This window comes from Nonomuraea antimicrobica (assembly GCF_039536965.1).
GTDB classification, from domain to species: domain Bacteria; phylum Actinomycetota; class Actinomycetes; order Streptosporangiales; family Streptosporangiaceae; genus Nonomuraea; species Nonomuraea antimicrobica.
This window is the reverse complement of the sequence record NZ_BAAAZP010000080.1, coordinates 42,752-58,289: the sequence shown is the minus strand read 5'-3', so window position 1 is coordinate 58,289 and position 15,538 is coordinate 42,752. Positions and strand designations below refer to the sequence as shown.

At 69.6% G+C, this 15,538-nt stretch carries 12 protein-coding genes; 3 read left to right on the top strand and 9 right to left on the bottom strand.

What is annotated here, in order from left to right; all coding sequences use genetic code 11:
- From ABD844_RS21060 to ABD844_RS21045, 4 genes are all read right to left on the bottom strand, one after another.
- On the bottom strand, window positions 1–479 hold a 479-nt coding region (locus tag ABD844_RS21060; protein WP_344880277.1), incomplete at its 3' end, for a sigma-70 family RNA polymerase sigma factor.
- Between the two features lie 337 nt (window positions 480–816).
- On the bottom strand, window positions 817–1,173 hold the full coding sequence (locus ABD844_RS21055; protein WP_344880274.1) for a hypothetical protein: 357 nt from the start codon (window positions 1,171–1,173) through the stop codon (window positions 817–819).
- 57 nt (window positions 1,174–1,230) lie between these two features.
- Complete coding sequence (locus ABD844_RS21050) at window positions 1,231–3,945, bottom strand: DNRLRE domain-containing protein (RefSeq protein ID WP_344880286.1); 2,715 nt, start codon at window positions 3,943–3,945, stop codon at window positions 1,231–1,233.
- A 420-nt stretch (window positions 3,946–4,365) separates the two neighbouring features.
- Window positions 4,366–5,331, bottom strand: a complete 966-nt coding sequence (locus tag ABD844_RS21045; RefSeq protein WP_344880271.1) for a helix-turn-helix transcriptional regulator — start codon at window positions 5,329–5,331, stop codon at window positions 4,366–4,368.
- Between the two features lie 62 nt (window positions 5,332–5,393).
- On the opposite strand from ABD844_RS21045, the gene ABD844_RS21040 reads away from it, so the two are divergent.
- The gene (locus ABD844_RS21040) at window positions 5,394–7,652 is read left to right on the top strand and encodes an ATP-binding cassette domain-containing protein (protein WP_344880268.1); all 2,259 of its coding nucleotides are present in this window, start codon (window positions 5,394–5,396) and stop codon (window positions 7,650–7,652) included.
- A 7-nt stretch (window positions 7,653–7,659) separates the two neighbouring features.
- On the opposite strand, the gene ABD844_RS21035 is transcribed toward ABD844_RS21040, so the two are convergent.
- On the bottom strand, window positions 7,660–8,313 hold the full coding sequence (locus ABD844_RS21035) for an isochorismatase family protein (RefSeq protein ID WP_344880265.1): 654 nt from the start codon (window positions 8,311–8,313) through the stop codon (window positions 7,660–7,662).
- A 113-nt stretch (window positions 8,314–8,426) separates the two neighbouring features.
- Window positions 8,427–11,147: a helix-turn-helix transcriptional regulator gene (locus ABD844_RS21030; RefSeq protein ID WP_344880261.1), complete on the bottom strand. Its 2,721-nt coding sequence runs from the start codon at window positions 11,145–11,147 to the stop codon at window positions 8,427–8,429.
- A 191-nt stretch (window positions 11,148–11,338) separates the two neighbouring features.
- Here ABD844_RS21030 and ABD844_RS21025 point away from each other — a divergent pair, with 191 nt between their 5' ends.
- Together ABD844_RS21025 and ABD844_RS21020 are read left to right on the top strand one after the other, a co-directional pair.
- Window positions 11,339–11,788 (top strand): hypothetical protein, encoded by a 450-nt coding sequence (locus ABD844_RS21025; RefSeq protein ID WP_344880259.1) that lies wholly within the window; start codon window positions 11,339–11,341, stop codon window positions 11,786–11,788.
- 93 nt (window positions 11,789–11,881) lie between these two features.
- Window positions 11,882–12,343: a hypothetical protein gene (locus ABD844_RS21020; protein ID WP_344880256.1), complete on the top strand. Its 462-nt coding sequence runs from the start codon at window positions 11,882–11,884 to the stop codon at window positions 12,341–12,343.
- Between the two features lie 12 nt (window positions 12,344–12,355).
- Here the strand turns inward: ABD844_RS21020 and ABD844_RS21015 are convergent, their stop codons facing one another.
- From ABD844_RS21015 to ABD844_RS21005, 3 genes are read right to left on the bottom strand one after another with little or no spacing between them, the layout of a single operon-like run.
- Entirely contained in the window at window positions 12,356–13,159 is an 804-nt protein-coding gene (locus ABD844_RS21015) for a carbohydrate ABC transporter permease (protein ID WP_344880253.1), read from the bottom strand.
- Window positions 13,156–14,121, bottom strand: coding sequence for a carbohydrate ABC transporter permease (locus ABD844_RS21010; RefSeq protein ID WP_344880250.1), 966 nt, complete (start codon window positions 14,119–14,121; stop codon window positions 13,156–13,158). The genes ABD844_RS21015 and ABD844_RS21010 overlap by 4 nt, the downstream gene beginning before the upstream one ends.
- A complete protein-coding gene (locus ABD844_RS21005) occupies window positions 14,118–15,509 on the bottom strand; it encodes an ABC transporter substrate-binding protein (RefSeq protein WP_344880247.1) in 1,392 nt (463 codons plus the stop codon). Before ABD844_RS21005 ends, ABD844_RS21010 begins: the two co-directional genes overlap by 4 nt.
- Window positions 15,510–15,538 lie beyond the last annotated feature (29 nt).

Below are 15,538 nucleotides of genomic sequence, written 5' to 3'. Positions count from 1 at the left end.
CGCTGCCGCGCCCGCGAGGCCAGCTTGCGGCAGGCCGCCGACGACCTGCCGAGCACCCCCGCGATCTGCTCGAACGGCAGCTCGAAGACGTCGTGCAGGACGAACGCCACCCGCTCCGGCGGCGTCAGCTCCCGCATCACCAGCAGCATCGCCGTACTCACCGACTCGTCCACCAGCACCCGGTCGGCGGTGTCGGGGCCGGTCAGCAGCGGCTCGGGCAGCCACGGCCCGACGTAGCCGTCCTTGCGCACGCGGGCCGAGCCCAGCACGTTGTACGAGGTCCGCGCCGCGACCGTGACCAGCCACGCCCGCAGGTCCACCACGTCGTCCAGATCGGAGGCCGCGGCCCGCAGCCACACGTCCTGCACCACGTCCTCGGCCTCCGCCACGCTGCCGAGCAGGCGATAGGCGGCGCCGAAGACGGCAGGTCTGTGTTGTTCCCACTCCGCGTCCAGCCGCGGCCTCCGATCAACCCTCACACCTTCACCAACCGCCACAGGGCGGCCCGTTGTTCCGGAGATCACCAGGACCACGACGGACGGCACCCCCAACGCCAACTCGATGCTGTACGGCACCGTCTGGCGGGCGGCGAAGGCACTTGGGTATCGCCGCCTGATCACCCACCGACACACCCGCGCGTGTGGCCCCGTGCTGTACGTCGCCGGGCTCGTCGAAGGTGAACGCCTCACCTGCGACAGCGACAGTAACAGCGGCGAATTCGGCGAGTGCCAGCGGTACGCCGTCACCGTCGCGCGGCCTACGACGCCGACGAGGCGGCCGCCACTGCTGAGCACCTGGTCCTCGACAGCGAAGCGCCTACGACCGGTTGATCGCTACGAGGTCGTGGCCAGTATTGTTGAGCACTGTCCGTCCTGCGAGCGGCTCGTGAAGCTGGAGTGGCACTCGGCGCACATAGGCGACGCTGAGCGTGTCGCCCTCCCAGGGCCAAGGGCTCGAACAGGTGTCATGCACCTGCACCCCGATGATTACCTGGGAGGGAGACTCGCGCACCTCGGTATCCGTCACCCGCTCGCATTCCCTGGGCCTGGTCTCAGGCGTCCCAAAGCTCACTTCCACGGTCAATGTGCGCTCGTCCGGTGATAATGTCGCCACCTGAATCTGTTGCCATTGAGCCTGGCTGCAAGCGGTCATGGTGAGGAGCGCCGTTGCCACGACCAGTGCCTTGCTGCTTGTTGCGATAAGGGCTGAGGACATTGAGGTGATCTATTCCTATCGGCGCTTCATGACGTCGCCGCCGTACGCGCGTCGGACATCGTCGATGTCGGTGAAAATTGTTTCACACAGGGGACCGACCGACTTCCCGCCGGAGTAGATGCCTTTCGCGATCACGTAGCCGTCGGGTTCGATGGTGTAGACCGGCCCTCCGGAGTCGCCCCCCGTTGAGCATGAACCTAGCCTGGACCCCTTCTGGCCCTTGTTGATGGTGCCAGCGAATGATCCGTCCGGATTGTTCAGCGGCCAGCTTTGCTCGGTGATCCCGACTTCGTAATTGCATATCTGTCCCGATGTCGCACCTCCGACACAGTACAGATCTCCAGGCACGGCACGCCGCGTCCAGCTTCGCCTGACCGGGCGCTTGCTGGCGGACGTTGCGCTGCCAACGAATATGGACGCTGTTGGCTTCTTCGGGTTGAGCATCGAAACTAGCGCGCTATCTCCATGGGTGGTGGACTTTCCGGGAAGCTTGACTGATCCCGTGCCATCCTTCCAGGTGCTGACCAAGCGGAGCCCGTACGGGATGCTACCGAGAGTGCCATCGTCGGGCAGACAGTGTCCCGCCGTGATTATGCGCCTTTCGCCTCCCTGATTCCAGGCAAACCCCATGGTGCATTGGAATCCTGCGTTGCTGACGAACCGTCCCCCACCGTTGACGTAGTCGTCGTTATCGCTATTGCGTGTGTCGTGAGTCGCGAGCCTGGTGGCGTCCGGGTTCAGCCAGATGACGATGCTGTTCGTGCCGTACCGCTGGGCCAGGGCCTGCCGCATCTCGGATGACACAGCGTTAGCAGTGATGAGGACCTGGTTTCGTTCGGGCCATGCCCCCGCGGCGACAATGGCGTCGGCGCCCGGCAATTGCGTGGTGTCCAGGGTCACGACTTCTTGTGTAATGGTGGATAGCGTGGTGTAGCTGTTGGTCACGTCGGAGATGCGCGGGGTGAACGTGTAATCCTCTGACGGGCCAGCAATCCCTTCGGCGTCTTCGTCGGAATCATCTCCGGTGTATTCTCCGGGAAGAGTCCAGTCCACGCCTCCGAGGCCCAGGTAAGCCGTGCCGGCCAGTGGGGCAGAGCCGATAGCGTGGCCGTCGGCGGTGGCGGCCGGAACGATGATTTGACCGCTGACCATGTCCACGTACGGATCCGCGAGCGCACTGCCGTTGGTCTCAACGCGATCATAGGCGTTACTGAGTGCGTGCGCCTGGGCTTCGGCCATTTGCAGGTGGCCAGTGCGCCAGTTCGCTGGTGCGGAGATCACCTCGACGCCGTCTGGTCCTGCGGGATACAGCGTCGTGGGCTGCCCAACCGGATCGAAGCTGGCGATGATCTTGGGCGGATCGTTGAAGTCGGCGTCCTCAGAGGAGGGGAAGATTCGGTAGTTGGCGCTAGCCTGTTCAGTGGGCGACATGAGAACCACACCGTAGTTGCCAGCGTCTGTTGCCCACTGGCGGGCCATGGCGGTGATGTCCCAATTCATCGCGGCGGGCTCACATGACCCGCCGATACTGTTCCTGTTGGTGACCGCGTTCTCGGTGGTGTTGCCCGGCTGGTTGGACCATGTCACGGTCGATGGACTCCAGATGCCCGTGACCCGGCGAACCTGGATTCCGGCACCAACCGCAGTACCGCAAGAGGGTCCACCGATATTAAGCAAGGACAATGTCACGTTGCTGATCTGCTGCCCGACCAAGGGAGACATGTCGAACTTCAGGTAGGCGCGCGACTTGCTACCGTCGGACTCTGTGCCTGCCTTGAGGAACGCGCCGTCACCGTTTGAATCGTCGGGACCGACACTCCACACGTCTGCGTCGGCTGTTGGCGTGAGGCTGAACGCGGCTTGGATGGTGACGGGGTACGAGGTGGCGCGATCAGCGAGAAATGCCTGATCAGGCTTGAGCCGAACAATTTGTTGACCGTCTGCGGTGACTACGCTCGTATCCACCGACCCTGTCTTCTCGCTGTGGTTCTTGATGCTCCCATTTCCGCGAAGGAGCGGTTTGGCTGCAAGGGCCACATCGCGGTTGTCCTTGTCGGCCACCCGAAGTCTTCCGTCGGTGGATTTGCGTACTTTGACACCCTCGCCCCGAACGGGGATCTCGAGTTCCAGTTCCTTGCTCGGCCGATCTCGTAAAACCACGTCGTAGCGGAATCCGGTCGCTAGAGCGGTGACCACCAGGTCTGCTCCCCGGCCGGCTGCGTCAGGGTAAGTGGCTCGATTGCCTTCCAGACGGGGAGCAGGCAGAGGCGTGGGCCACGACAGTTCGATGGACTGGCCGGGCGCGGGCGTAAAGGTGGTGGCTGCGTCCGCGCGGTCTCCGGGCAGAGACAGCTCCCCCTTGATGACCCTGGGCTTGACGACACCGTCCTGCTTCACCAGGGTGGTGTCTATCCATGCCCAGGTGCCGCTTTTCTTCACGCGTACGGGACGTGGCCAGATTTCTGTGCTTACGCGTCCGTCAGGGTATTTCCAGTAGCGGACGGTTTCGGTCGCCGCACCAAGTAACTCAACGGGACCCATCTGTGAGTCGGACTGGGAGTTTATCTGCTGGGTGGAGTCGTTGGTCGTGGCGCCTGCCGACGAGGGGAGGGTGAGAGATGTTGCGAGGAGGGGTACGGTCGCAAGGCCAATGATGATGCCACGTAAGCGAGTTCTGCTTCGGAAGGTGGGCGAATGGGCCACGTGTCTCCGATCTTTGACGAAGATCATCAATTACGCAGACATTAGCTGTGGGAGTGGCTCACGGTCAAGATGTTACTTTTGAGGTGATATGCGATATTTGGCTACTTTGGGTTGCCGTGTGCAGGAGTAGGCACTGGGTGCTGGAGTTCCGCTCCAACAAGCCGGCCGATGAGGACGACGAGAGCGGTGAGGACCTGCCGCAGGCAGCCTGATCCGACGCGCTGGCCCGAGTGCCGACCGCCCCACGCGCCGGCACTCGCTCACGTTCGAGCCCAGACACCAACCCGCCCCACCCGAAACCCGCTCTCCTCGACCGCTGGGCCATCGAGGGCCTGGACCGCGAACGAGGAGTTGCGGAGGCTCATGCCTGCACTGGTCCTGCCGGACGATATGCGCGGGTGAGAGCAGGGCCAATCTGCGCGCTCCGGCCGGGGCTCCCGAGTGCGCCTATTGCGGGTCCGACGCCGCGGCGAGCAGGCGGTGGGCGAAGGCGGCGCACGAGGCCCGGAAGTCCGCGGACTCGACGATGGTGAAGTCGGCGTCCAGGAACGCGAGATTGAGCACGAGCCACTCCCAGGAGTCGAGCCAGAGATCGACCCGGGTCTCCCGGTCGCCGACGCCCTCGATCTCGGCGTCCTGGTACTTCAGCGCGTCGGCGACCTCGCGCGGCCCCGCCCGTACGGCGAGCCGGACCCGCCGGCGGTCCGCGTTCATGCCCTGGCGCAGGTACGACAGGGCGGTGTCGGCCGGCAGCCGCCGGGCGTCGTGACGTACGCCGGTGCGTACGAGGTCGCCGACGCGGTCGATGCGGAACACCCGCCAGTCGCCCCTGTCCAGATCCCAGCCCAGCAGGTACCAGCGCAGATGCAGGTGGACCTGCCGGTGCGGCTCCACCCGCCGCCGGCTCGCCGCCCCGTGCCGGTCCACGTAGTCGAACGACACGTTCTCCCGGTCGCCGATCGCCTCGGCGAGGGCGGCCACGACCTCGGCGTTCACACCGGGTGAGCGCTGCTGCCCGGTCTCCAGCCCGGCGCGCAGCGCGGCCGCGCGCGGGCGGAGCCTGGCCGGGAGGAACTGGTCGAGCTTGCCGTAGGCGCGGGTGGCCGCGTCGTCGAGCGAGCCGTCCTCGTCGGAGCGGACGGCGGCGAGCGTGGCGAGACCGAGCAGCACCGCGATCGCCTCGTCGTCGTCGAGGACGAGCGGCGGCATCGTCCGGCCCGCCACCAGCCGGTAGAACCCGCCGGGGCCGGGCTGCGTCTCCACGGGATACCCGTAGCCCCGCAGCCGCTCGACGTCGCGGCGGACGGTACGCGGGCTCACGGCCAGCCGGGAGGCCAGCTCCTCCCCGCTGAAAGGGCGGCCCGTCTGCAAGGTCGACAGCAGGGCCAGCATGCGTTCGGTCACATCGGCCATGACTCCATCATGCGCCGAATTACGGTCAACATCCGGCCACATCTGCCCCTACGGTCAGGGACATGGTGCAGCGCAGTATCTCCATCAAGGGAGCCCGTACGAACAACCTCCGCTCTTTGGACGTGGAGATCCCCCGCAGCCGCCTCGTCGTCTTCGCCGGCCTGTCGGGGTCGGGAAAGTCGTCGCTGGTCTTCGACACGATCGCGGCGGAGGCCGGTTACCAGCTCAACGACACCTTCCCGCCGTTCGTCAGGAACCGGCTGCCGAAGTGGACGCGTCCGGACGTCGAGCACATCGAGGGGCTCTCCCCGGTCGTGGTGATCGACCAGCGGCGCATCGGCGGCAACGCGCGCTCGACGGTCGGCACGATCACCGACACCTGGAGCTACCTGAGATTGGTGTACTCGCGGCTCAGCGAACCCCTCGTGGGCGAATCCAACCACTTCTCCTTCAACGACCCGGCCGGGATGTGCCCGACGTGCTCGGGACTGGGCGAGGTCGTCGCCTCGGCCGTGGACCGGTTCCTCGACCTGGACAAGTCGCTGAAGCAGGGCGCGATCACCCTTCCCGGCTTCGGCAACGGCGGCTACTGGTACGCGCAGTACGCCGACATCGGCGTCTTCGACCCGGACACCCCGCTGCGCGACTGGAGCCAGGACGAGCGCGAGGCCCTGCTCCACGGCGGCGAGGCGGCGGCCCGGCTGGGGCGCAGACCGGCCCAGGAGTACGAGGGAGTCGTCCAGCGGTTCGAGCGCATCTATCTCCACACCGCCGACAACCTGTCGGAACGCAAGATGGAGGCCGTCCGCCGGTTCACCCGCTCCGAGGTCTGCCCCGACTGCGGCGGCGACCGGCTCAACGAGCGGTCCCGCTCCGCCACGGTGCTGGGGCACACGATCGGCGAGCTGTCCCGCCTGGAGGTCACCGAGCTGGCCGAACTCGTCCGGCGGATCGACTCGCCGCACGTCGCCCCCGCCGTGGCCGCGCTCGGCTCCAGGCTCGACGCCATGGACGCCATCGGCCTGGGCTACCTCACCCTGGCCCGCGCGACCACGACGCTCTCGGGCGGGGAGTCCCAGCGCGTCAAGATCGTGAAACACCTCGGCTCCAGCCTCACCGAGATGATCTATGTGTTCGACGAGCCCACGGTCGGGCTCCATCCCACCGACATCGAGTCCGTGACCCGGCTGCTCGGACGGCTGCGCGACAGCGGGAACAGCGTTCTCGTCGTCGAGCACGACCCCGCCGTGATGGCGGTCGCCGACCAGATCATCGAGATCGGCCCCGGCGCCGGATCCGACGGGGGCAGCCTCGTCTTCCAGGGCACCTTCGGGGACCTCGAACAGGCCGGCACCCACACCGGCCGCGCGCTCTCCCCGCGTCGGGCGGGCGTACGGACCCCGCGCCCGGCCAAGGGGGCGCTGCGGATCGAGGACGCGACCCGCAACAACCTGCGGGGCGTCACCGTGGACGTGCCCACCGGCGTGATGACCGTGCTCACCGGCGTCGCGGGCTCGGGGAAGTCCAGCCTCGCCGCCGAACTGGCCGAGCAGCACGACGTCACCGTGATCGACCAGCGGCCGGTCAGCACCAGCCGCCGGTCCACCCCCATCACCTACACGGGCATCGCACCGGCCATCCGCAAGCTGTTCGCCCGGCACAACGGCGTGCCCGCCGCCCTGTTCAGCGCGAACTCGGAGGGCGCCTGCCCCGAGTGCAAGGGCCTCGGGATCATCTACACCGACCTGGCCTTCATGGACGGCCAGGAGGTCGTCTGCGAGACCTGCCAGGGACGGCGCTTCACCCCCGCCGTGCTCGCCTACACCGTCGCGGGCCTGTCCATCGCCGACGTCGACGCCCTCTCCGTCGACCAGGCCATCGAGGTCCTGTCCGACCGGAGCATCGCCAAGGCACTGCGGCACCTGTCGCAGGTCGGCCTCGGATACCTCGGGCTGGGCCAGTCGCTCAGCACGCTCTCGGGAGGCGAGTGCCAGCGCGTGAAGATCGCCAAGGAGTTGCGCGACACCGAGCGGCCCACCACGTACCTGATGGACGAGCCCACGACCGGCCTGCACCCCAGCGACATCGGCACCCTGCTCCGCGTGCTGGACACGCTCTCCGAGCAGGGGCACACCGTGGTGGTGATCGAGCACAACCTGGACGTCATCCGGCACGCCGACTGGCTGATCGACCTGGGGCCCGGGCCCGGCAAGCACGGCGGGATCGTCCTGTACGAAGGCCACGTCCCCGGCTACGCGCCCGGCAGGGGCACGGCGACGGCGCGCGCCCTCGCCGCCGGCCCTGCCGGGCGGGTCTCGTAGCCGGGACCTACTCGGGGGAGGTGCGCGGGATTCCCGCGTCGGTCTGCGCCATGACGTACTGCATCGCGAGCGACACCGACCCGCCGGTCTCCAGCATGACGTTCATGAGCTTGGCCCGTTCCGGTGAGGTGACCACGGGCGTCCACTCGCTGATGAGGACCGACACGCTCACCGGGCGGGCGCCGGCCTGGATCATGCGGGTCTTCCCGTCCTCGTGGGCCTCGGGCGTGAGCCCGCCCGAGCACTCGCTGACGAAGAAGACCTCATATCCGTCCTTGAGCGCGCCCAGCACCGTCTGGGCGAGGCACACCTCGGTCGACAGACCCGCCATGACCAGCTTCCTGCGGCCGGTGGCTGCGACCGCGTCGCGCAGGTTCGGGTCGGACCACGCGGCCGTCGTCGTCCTGTCGATCGGGGTGATCTCTGGGAACACGTCGCTGATCTGCGTGAAGATGGGGTCTGCGAGCGGGCTGGTGCCCTTGGCCGCCACCGTGGTCAGGACGGTCGGCACGCCGACGGCCTTGGCGGCGCGGGCCAGGGTCGTGACGTTGTTGAGCATGAGGGTGTGGTCGATCTGCAGCATGAACGCGACCCACGGCTGATGGTCGATCAGCACGACGGCCGAGTTGTCGATCGAGATCTCGGTGGGATCGGCGGGCATTTCCGTCTCCTTTGCTGAGAGCAAGGTGTCTCGGTCGGACGAGACCGATCCTCACGTCGGCCGCAGGCGGTTCTCTAGCGTCAAATGACGCCGTACGCGCCGATGCATGCCGATCATCGGGCGGGGGGCGGCGGCTGGAGCCTGGCCAGGGCGCCGCTGAGCGCCGACCGGGTGGCGATGCCGAGCTTGGGGTAGAGCCGGTGCAGGTGCGAGCTGACCGTACGGTGCGACAGCTTGAGCCGCTCGCCGATCTGCTTGTTGGTCATCCCCTCGGCGGCCAGCGCGGCGATCTGGTGTTCCTGGGGGGTGAGCCGGGTCTGGGCGGACGTGGCGCCCCGGGCGAGGGTTCGCCCGGTGGCGCGCAGCTCGTTGCCCGCCCGCTGGGCCCACGGCTTCGCGCCGAGCCACTGGAACGCCTCCAGCGCCGCCGTGAGGTGCTCGCGCGCCCTGATCCTGGCGCGGGCCCGCCGCAGCCGGGCGCCGTAGGCGAGCCGTACGCGGGCCAGGTCGAACGGCCACCGGTCGACGCCGGGGAGCGCGAGCGCCGCCTCGAACAGCGCGCCGGCCTCGTCGTCCGGGGCGGCCATCGCGGCCGACGCCCCTGCCAGCAGCGCGAGCCGGGGTGACAGCGCGGCGATCCCGGTCTCGCGCATGGCGGCGACGTGCGCGGCGGCCTCGGCCCGGCGGTTGGTGTGCACGGCCGCCTCGACGAGGTCCATGGCCACCCAGAGCGCGTGCGGGACGCGGGGGGCGAACGTGCCGGGCGGGCTGACGGCGGTGGCGTGCAGGTAGGCGTCCTCGAAGTCGCCCTGCCCGAGTGCGGCGAGCGTACGGGCGTGGTGGGCGTACCAGCGGACCGCGTGCATCCCGCGCGGCTCGGCCCACCGGGACATCTCGCCGGTCAGCGCGGCGGCCGTGGCGAAATCACCGCGGGCGGCGGCCAGCAGGGCCTGCACGTGCTGGGCCGGCCACACCATTCCGTAGCCGAGCGTCCGGGAGAGCTGGAGCAGCTCGTCGAGGAGGACGTCGGCCTCCTCCCAGCGGCCCGTGAGGAAGTCGTCCATGGACAGCGCGATCAGGCCGGTGTGCGCGGAGGCGCTGCCGCCTCCCGCCCGGCCGTCGGCGACCACCCGGAGCAGGCTCTGCCGGCAGTCGCCCAGCCGGTCGAGGAAGAACGCCGACCCGGAGATCCGTACGAGGTCCGCAGGGACGGTCGCCTCGCCCAGGCCGGCGATGGCGGCGTCCAGCCGGGCCAGCTCGCGCGGCGTGACCCGCGCCGGATCGGCGTGGCAGGCGAGGGCCAGGGGCAGGGTCTCGGGCAGGCGCGGGCCGTGGCGGGCGACGGCAGCCTCAAGCGGTTTCCACAGCTCGGCCCGGCCCGCGAACCAGCACACCTGGAGGAGCATCTGGATCGCGTCCGCCACCTGCGCCTGGTCGCCGTGCCGCTCGACGGCCCCGGCCAGCAGGCGGTGGGCGGCGTCGATGTCACCGTCCTCGGTGAGCAGCAGGTAGGCCCTGGCGACCGCCGCCTCCAGCGTCGCGGCCGAGCCGGGATCGCTCCGTTCGGCCCCGGCCAGCAGCCGGCCGACCTCGCGCAGGTCGTCACGCTCCCGTCCGACGTAGGCGGCGCGTACCAGGCGGCGGGCCCGGTCGGCCGGACGGGGGCTCAGCTCGGCCGCCCGCAGCAGGGCCGCCGACGCGCCGAGCGCGTCCCCCTTCTCCGCCGTCGCGGCCGTCTCCAGGAGAGTCGCGACCTCCTCGTCCGGCCGCACGGCCGCCTTGGCGAGGTGCCAGGCCCGGCGCTGCGGCCGATCGGCCAGCGACCGCGCGAGCGCGAGGTGCGCCCGGCGGCGCTCGGGGGCGGTCGCCGTCGCGACCACCCCGGCCCTGATCAGCGGATGCCGGAACGCGATCCGCGCCGTCTGCTCGTCGACCCGCACCATGCCCGCCCGCTCCGCCGGGACGAGGCCGAGCAGCTCGGCGTCGCCGGACGCGGACCGCAGCACGGCAGGGTCGCCGGAACCGTCCAGCACGGCGAGCAGCAGCAGCTCCCTGGTCGCCGCCGGCAGCGCCGCCACCCCGGCCGCGAACGACGCCCGCACCCGCTCGGCCGACCGGGGCTGCCCGGGGACGGCCGTCACGGGACAGTCCGCCCGCCCGCCGACCTCGGCGGCCAGCTCCAGCAGGGCCAGCGGGTTCCCCTGCGCCTCGGCCAGCACGCGGGCCCGCGCCCTGGGGGCCAGCCTCGGGAACCGCGCTCGCAGCAGGTCGCTCGCCGCGGTGTCGTCCAGCCGCTCCAGCTCGTGCACGGGGAGCGAGCCGCGGTCGAAGACGTCCGCCGTGCCCGGCCGGGCGGCGGCCAGGAAGCCCGCCCCGGTGCCGGACAGGCGGCGGGCCACGAAGGCCAGCACCTCGGCGCTCGAACGGTCCAGCCGGTGCAGGTCGTCCACGAGCAGGAGGAGGGGACACGCCCGCGCGGCCCGCCGCAAGAGGGAGAGGGTCGCCGTGGCCACCTCCATCGGCCCCGCCGCCGGGGCCGGCCCGAGAGCCGGGAAGAGCGGCTCGGCGTCGGGAAGTTCGCCGAGCAGCGGCAGGAGGGTCTGGTTCAGGCCGGAGAAGGCGACGTCGGCCTCGAACTCGCCACCCGCCGACCGCAGCAGCCGGAACCCGGACGCCGTGGCGGCGTCGGCGGCCTCGTCCAGCAGCGTCGTCTTGCCGATCCCGGGCTCTCCGAGTAACAGCAGTGCGCCGCCGTCCGCCGCCGCCCGTTCGAGGAACGAGGCGATCAGCCGTGCCTCGTCCCCCCGCCCGAACACGTCCTTCGACACCGGCATCTCCGCCTCACCTGCAGTGGCTCGAAAACTCCGGACAAGGAAGCGGACCTTCCCCCGCCTGTATTCCCGCCTCAAAGTCAGAGCCGTGAACATGCATCCGCCGCCAGAGTTCCACTACGTCGGCTGAACCGGACAGGAGCCGGCTGGTCGGGCTTGGGAACCAACCTGCGAAGCCGATCATCACACCACGTATGAGGTCATTTCAGCGGGCAAGCGCGTGGCTGGCCGCGTTCGTCGCCGGACTGCCTGCGTTGGGCTTGGTCGCGGTGATCGTCGCGTTGCGGGGGCGGTCGTGGGGGTATTTCGCGGCGCCGTACCTGGTGCTGTTCGTGCTCGCCTTTCTCGTGGGCCTGGTCCTGCTCGCCCTGCTGCGCTTCCGGCCGGACTGGCTGCGCGCGCTGGTGGCGGCCGTGGCCGTGTACGCGATCGCGTTCGTCACGCCGGGGATAGGCACGATGACGCGCTATCCGTACCACGTGGTCAGGTGCGGCGCTCTGCCCGTCGTCGCCACCGGTCTGGCCGCCGCCATGAGCTACGACGTCCCCGGGGACGAGGGTTACGCGGTGACGCCGTTGCACGGGCCGTTCTTCTGCACGGAGAAGGAGGCCAGGGCCGCCGACTTCCACCATTTCGACTTCTGACCCGGATCCCGGCCTGCCGGGCGTCACATCTGGGGGCCGGATCTCGTCATAGAGGACAAACGGGACGCGTTCTCGAACCGGTGAGGTGAAAGCATGGCGACTTCCTTCTACACCGACCCCCGCTCGTGGCGGATCGCGCTGGACGCCACCGAGGTGACCCTGTCCGTGGACACCGGCAGGGGCCCGCGCGTCCTGTACGCGCCGCGCCGGATCAGCGGCGCCTTCTTCCTGCGTCCGAACGGCTCGCTGGCGGGATTCTCGCTGCGGCTGCCGCTGCCTTCGCGCGTAGCCAGGACACCGGTGCCCGTGTTGCGGTGGGAGTCGACGAGCCTGGAGACCGGCCCGACAGCGGCCCTGCGCCTCGGGCGGCAGGAGGTGCAGACCGCCGTGTCCGTCTTGTGCGCCGAGATCCCCGGCGATCCCGCGTACGTGAAGGTCGTGCTGGAGGGGACGTTCTGCTCCTGGGGCCTGCGCCTGCCCGCGCTGGCGTGGCGGCGGCCCCGCAGGGTGAGGCTCCGGCTGTTCACCGAAATACGCGTGGCGCATGCCGCCTGAGACAGGCCGTGCTCAGCCCTTGATCGCCCCCACCAGCCCGTTGACGAAGTACCGCTGCAGGAGCAGGAAGAGCGCGATCACCGGGAGCACGATGATCAGCGAGGCTGCCATCACCTCGTTGTAGTGCGGTACCTCGCTGGAGATGAGCGACTCCAGGCCCAGCGGCAACGTGAAGCGCGACCGGTCGGAGAGCGACACCCGCGTCAGCACGTACTCGTTCCACGTCGGCACCGCCGTCAGCACGGCGACGGTGACGTGCGCCGGTTTGGTGAGCGGCAGGTACACCGACCAGAAGATCCGCGCCTCGCCCGCGCCGTCCGACCTGGCGGCCTCCCGCAGCTCGCGCGGGATGGCGGCGTAGCTGCTGGTCAGCAGCAGCACCGTCAGCGGCGCGGTGCCGTTGACGAACGGCAGCACCAGGCCGAGATGGGTGCCCAGCAGCCCGAGGTTCTTCTCCAGGATCACCACCGGCAGCAGCATCGTGATGCCCGGCACGAACAGCAGCGCGACGAAGAACCAGTACAGGAACCTGCGGCCGGGGAAGTCCAGCATGGCGAAGGCGTAGGAGGCCAGGCTGTAGACCACCAGCACCCCGGCCACGGTCAGCGCCGTGACCTGGAGGCTGTTGAGGAAGTAGTCGAGGAAGTGCAGCCGGTTCCAGGTCGCGACGAGCGTGTCGAGGGTGGGCTCGCGCGGCAGCAGGTTGCCTTCGAGGATCTCGGCGGGGGTCTTGAAGGCCCCCGACACCATCCAGAGGAACGGGTACACGCTGATCAGCGCATAGGCGATCAGCCCCGCGTACGCGAAACGCCTCACTGGACCCTCCGGAGCAGGCGGGCGTTGGCCAGGGTCAGCAGGACGGCTCCGGCGAACAGCAGCCAGCCCAGCGCGCTCGCGTGCCCGAGCGACGGCGCCAGCCCCTTCATGAACGCCAGCCGGTACGCCATCAGCCCGAACACGTCGGTGTGCCCCCCGGGACCCCCGTTGGTGGCCACGAGGAAGATCTGGAACCCGTGCAGCGTGTCGCGGATCCCCAGCAGCACGATGGCCACCGTGATCGGCCGCAGCAGCGGCCAGATGATGTGCCGCAGCACGTGCCACGAACCGGCCCCGTCGATCCGCGCGGCCTCGATGAGGTTGCCGTTGATGGCCTGGAGCCCGCTGAGGTAGAGCAGAGTGGCGACCGGCACGCTCGACCACACCAGGACGACGATCAACGTCGGCAGCGCGGTGTCCGGATTGCCGAGGAACCCCTGGGGCTGCCGCAGGCTGCCCAGCCCCAGCGAGCCCAGCATCAGGTTGATCGCCCCGTCGGGCTCCAGCACGTAACGCCAGGCGTAGTAGACGGCGATGCCGGTGGTCACGTACGGCAGGAAGTACACCGAGCGCAGGACGGCGCGCAGACGCGTGACGGAGTTCAGCATCATCGCCAGCGGCAGCGACACCACCACGGTGAGCACCGGTACGGCGACCATGACCTGCACCGTGTTCCCCGCGGCCCGGCGCAGGTCGGCGGCGAGCGACGGGTCCGCGTAGAGCAGGTCGGCGTAGTTCCCGAGGCCGACCCAGCGCCAGTCGGGGGTGAAGCCGTTCCACTTGGCGAAGCTCAGCAGGAAACCGCTGGCGATCGTGTACCCGCCCATCAGCAGGAACAGCACGACCGCGGGCGCGACGAACGCCCATCCGATCCCCCAGCGCCGCCAGCGTTCCCCCCGCGCCCCGGCGGGCGGCCGCTCGCGCAGTCGCTCCGCGGGGCGTTCGACGGAGGTGGTGCTCACTGGGTGGCCTTCCACATCGAGGCCACCACCTTGTCCAGTTCCGTGCCCGCCTGCTGCGGGCTCAGCTCGTCCAGCGGCGTCAGGCGTACGGTCACGTCACCGGGCTTGACCTGGTCCCAGTCGGAGGGGAGGAAGGTGTCGTCGGCCGCCACGTACGCGCTCTCCGGCGGCCCGGTGAAATACTTCTGCAGCGCGGCCAGGTCCCTGCCGAGCAGCGACTCGGCCTGCGTGCCGAGGTCGGTGGACGGCAGGTCGAGCGACTCCTTGGCCACCAGGCCCGCGCCCTCGGCCGAGGTCACCCAGTCGATCCACTTGAGCGCGGCCTCGCGGTTCTTCGTCGTGGCCGTCACGCCGAGCCCGGTCAGCGCGAGCGGCGCCAGCGAGATCTGCTTGTGCGTGCCCTGCGCCGACGGCGGGACGGGGAAGGCGAGCACCTTGTCGGGGCTCAGCCCGTTCTGGGCGAGGAAGGCCAGCGTGAACGTGCCGCCCACGGCGAAGGCCGACTTGCCCTGCGCGAAGGCGATGTCGGCCTCGTCGATGCCGAGCGTCGTGGCGCCGGGCATCCAGTACGGCGTCAGCCCCGCGTACGCCTGCAGTGTCCTGACGCCGTCCGGCGACGCGAACCCCTGCGTGGTGCCCTTGCCGAACAGGGCGTGGTAGCGCTCCTCGCCGAGATGGGCGAAGGCGAGCGGCAGATAGACCCAGTTGAAGCCGGTCTGGGAGACCTTCAGCCCCAGCGACAGCCCGCCCTGGTTCTTGGCGGTCGTGGTCTCCAGCGCCTTCAGGAACTCCTCCCACGACGCGGGCGGGGTGTCGGGATCGAGCCCGGCGGCGCGGAGCTTGTCCTTGTTGGCGTAGACGATGCCGAAGGCGCCCGCCGTGAACGGCACGCTGAAGCGCTGCCCCGCCTTGCCGTTCTTGATCGGCGAGTCGATCGCCACCGAGTCGATCTTCCGCTGGGTCAGGACGCCGCTCTCCCGCGTGGTGGGCAGCAGGCGCTGTTTCCAGGGGTCGGTGACGTCCGCGGCGAGGTCCTGCAGCAGGCCCGACGTGCCCATCTCGAAGTCCTCGCCGGACGAGTGCACCTCCAGCACGTCCGGCAGCCCGCCGGTCTGCGCCGCGCTCTGCACCTTGCTGACGAACACGTCGTCGGGGGTGATCGCCTCGACCGTGACGGTGATGCCCGTCTTGGCGGTGAACTGCGCCGCCGCCTTGTTCAGCGCGTCGGCGTGCGACTTCTTGAACGTCCACATGCGTAACGACTGCCCGGACTGCTCCTGGCCGCCTCCGCCGCCCCCGCCACCTCCGCCGTCCGCGCCCGAGCAGGCGGCCAGTCCCAGCACCAGCGCCACGGCCAGGCCGAGCGCGCGCTTGCGCGTCGTTGTCATCGGACCTTCCCTTCCGTACGCCTAGCGCA

Coding starts and splice junctions, on each gene's coding strand:
- ABD844_RS21050 (WP_344880286.1), bottom strand. CDS start 3,945: ATGATCTTCGTCAAAGATCGGAGACACGTGGCCCATTCGCCCACCTTC.
- ABD844_RS21020 (WP_344880256.1), top strand. CDS start 11,882: ATGGCGACTTCCTTCTACACCGACCCCCGCTCGTGGCGGATCGCGCTG.
- ABD844_RS21005 (WP_344880247.1), bottom strand. CDS start 15,509: ATGACAACGACGCGCAAGCGCGCGCTCGGCCTGGCCGTGGCGCTGGTG.
- ABD844_RS21030 (WP_344880261.1), bottom strand. CDS start 11,147: ATGCCGGTGTCGAAGGACGTGTTCGGGCGGGGGGACGAGGCACGGCTG.
- ABD844_RS21040 (WP_344880268.1), top strand. CDS start 5,394: ATGGTGCAGCGCAGTATCTCCATCAAGGGAGCCCGTACGAACAACCTC.
- ABD844_RS21035 (WP_344880265.1), bottom strand. CDS start 8,313: ATGCCCGCCGATCCCACCGAGATCTCGATCGACAACTCGGCCGTCGTG.
- ABD844_RS21025 (WP_344880259.1), top strand. CDS start 11,339: ATGAGGTCATTTCAGCGGGCAAGCGCGTGGCTGGCCGCGTTCGTCGCC.
- ABD844_RS21045 (WP_344880271.1), bottom strand. CDS start 5,331: ATGGCCGATGTGACCGAACGCATGCTGGCCCTGCTGTCGACCTTGCAG.